Genomic DNA, 2,510 nt, shown 5'->3' with positions numbered 1-2,510 from the left:
GCAGCCGGTCGGTACGGGCACGATCCTCAGTCGGATCTGGAACAAACCGTCGATCACCATCACGGGTATCGATGCGACATCCGTCGCGGCCGCCTCGAACACGCTCGCGCCGGAGATCTCGGTCGTCATCAGCGCACGGGTGGCTCCCGGCCAGGGCGCCCGCGAGGCCTACGAGGCGATCGAGGCCCATCTGCGCGCGCACGCGCCCTTCGGAGCAGAGCTCACCTTCGCCGACGTCGACTGCGGAAACGCGTTCCTGGTGGACACCTCCGGCTGGGCGGTCGGCGACGCGCGCGAGGCCTTGGCCGAAGGATACGGCGTCGAGCCGGTCGACATCGGCGTCGGCGGATCGATCCCCTTCATCGCGGACCTGGTCGAGACCTTCCCCGGCGCGCAGATCCTCGTGACAGGTGTCGAGGATCCCCACACCCGCGCCCACAGTCCCAACGAATCCCTGCACGTCGACACGTTCCGGCGCGCGGCGATCTCCGAGGCGCTGCTGCTGGCGAAGGTCGCGACGCGTACGAAGTGACGATTCCGCCCCGGATGCGGGCGGCCCGTCGTAGACTCGGACCAACAGCCCCCCGGGACCCTGTCGAGGAGAAGCCATGACCGATCTCGCAACGCCGACCGAAACGTCCGCCCAGGCGCACGGTGTCGTGCTCACCGACGCCGCCGCCGGCAAGGTGAAGAGCCTTCTCGACCAGGAGGGTCGCGACGACCTCCGTCTGCGGGTCGCCGTGCAGCCCGGTGGCTGCTCGGGCCTGATCTACCAGCTCTACTTCGATGAGCGCTATCTCGACGGCGACCAGACGGTCGACTTCGACGGCGTCGAGGTCATCGTCGACGACATGTCGGTGCCCTACCTCGACGGCGCGACCATCGACTTCAAGGACACCATCTCGGAGCAGGGTTTCACGATCGACAACCCCAACGCGTCCGGCTCGTGCGCATGCGGAGACAGCTTCCACTGAGCCCCCTCATAGAAACGGCGCGGCCCCTCGTCACAGACGAGCGAGGCCGCGCCGTTTCGTGTTGAGCGCTGGGCGCGTGGCCTGAATCCGGTGAGAGGTTGCCTTAGACTGAGGAAGCTTCATCCGTCTTCCGAAAGGTGCACCGTGCCTTCACACCGCCGCCTTCGCTGGGTGGCGATTCCCGTCGGGATCGCCGTGGCCGTCTCCCTCGCGGGATGCTCGCCCACCGAGCTTCACGGTTTCCTTCCCGGCTTCACGGAAGACGGCACACCGGCCACCAACCACACCGACATGGTGGCGGCGCTCTGGGTGAACTCCTGGATCGTGCTGCTCGCGGTCGGCATCATCACGTGGGGCCTGATGCTGTGGGCGATCATCGCCTACCGCCGACGCAAGGGGCAGACCGGCCTCCCGGTGCAGCTGCGGTACAACATGCCGATCGAGATCTTCTACACGATCGTGCCGCTCATCCTCGTGCTGGGCTTCTTCGCCTTCACGGCGCGTGACCAGAACATCCTCGAGACGCAGTACGACAACCCGCAGGTGTCGATCACGGCGATCGGCAAGCAGTGGGCGTGGGACTTCCAGTACGACGGCTCCGACCCGAAGGGTGCCGACGACGTCTGGACGATGGGCATCCAGGCCCAACCCGACGCGCAGGGGAACATCGACCAGTCGCAGCTGCCGACCCTCTACCTCCCGGTCAACGAGACGGTGAAGATCACCCTCCAGTCGCGCGACGTCATCCACTCGTTCTGGATCGTCGACTTCCTCTACAAGAAGGACCTCTTCATCGGCAAGGACAACTCGTGGTCCTTCACTCCGACGCGCGAGGGCACCTACGCGGGGAAGTGCGCGGAGCTCTGCGGCGAGTACCACTCGATGATGCTCTTCAACGTCAAGGTCGTCAGCCAGTCCGAGTACCAGACCTACCTGGCCTCGCTGAAGACCAAGGGTCAGACGGGCCCGATCGATGCGGCGTACGACCGCCTCAACAACCTGCCGGGCACCGGCGCTTCGAGCGAGGGGAACAACTGAGATGGCGACGACGCTTCCGCTCCAGGAGCAGGGTGCACCCCGCGCCCGCACCCTCCCTCCCCGCCAGGCGGCGCTGCTGAGCAGCTCCCGCGTGGAGGAGAAGGGCAACATCATCGTCAAGTGGGTCACCTCCACTGACCACAAGACCATCGGGTACATGTACCTGATCTCGTCGTTCATCTTCTTCCTGCTCGGCGGCGTGATGGCCCTCATCATCCGCGCCGAGCTGTTCGAGCCGGGCATGCAGATCCTTCCGACGAAGGAGCAGTACAACCAGCTCTTCACGATGCACGGCACGATCATGCTGCTGATGTTCGCGACGCCGCTGTTCGCGGGCTTCGCGAACGCGCTGCTGCCGCTGCAGATCGGCGCTCCCGACGTCGCCTTCCCGCGTCTGAACGCGTTCGCCTTCTGGCTGTTCCTGTTCGGCTCCACGATCGCCGTCAGCGGCTTCCTGACGCCGGCGGGTGCGGCATCCTTCGGATGGTTCGCCTATCA

General features: G+C 65.9%; 4 protein-coding genes. All 4 read left to right on the top strand.

Annotated features, from left to right (window positions below):
• Window positions 1-532: peptidase dimerization domain-containing protein (locus ASG00_RS18450; RefSeq protein WP_235559567.1), on the top strand; the 532-nt coding region annotated here is incomplete at its 5' end.
• A 76-nt stretch (window positions 533-608) separates the two neighbouring features.
• Window positions 609-974, top strand: a complete 366-nt coding sequence (gene erpA, locus ASG00_RS12240) for an iron-sulfur cluster insertion protein ErpA (RefSeq protein WP_056209937.1) — start codon at window positions 609-611, stop codon at window positions 972-974.
• 144 nt (window positions 975-1,118) lie between these two features.
• A complete protein-coding gene (gene ctaC / locus ASG00_RS12235) occupies window positions 1,119-2,012 on the top strand; it encodes an aa3-type cytochrome oxidase subunit II (protein WP_045247249.1) in 894 nt (297 codons plus the stop codon).
• A 1-nt stretch (window position 2,013) separates the two neighbouring features.
• On the top strand, window positions 2,014-2,510 hold a 497-nt coding region (locus tag ASG00_RS18445; RefSeq protein WP_235559566.1), incomplete at its 3' end, for a cbb3-type cytochrome c oxidase subunit I.

This window comes from Microbacterium sp. Leaf351, assembly GCF_001423825.1.
Classification (GTDB): domain Bacteria; phylum Actinomycetota; class Actinomycetes; order Actinomycetales; family Microbacteriaceae; genus Microbacterium; species Microbacterium ginsengisoli.
This window is presented reverse-complemented; position numbering and strand designations above follow the sequence as displayed.

Excerpts from the sequence above, each read along its gene's own strand:
- erpA (WP_056209937.1), top strand. The coding sequence starts at position 609 with ATGACCGATCTCGCAACGCCGACCGAAACGTCCGCCCAGGCGCACGGT.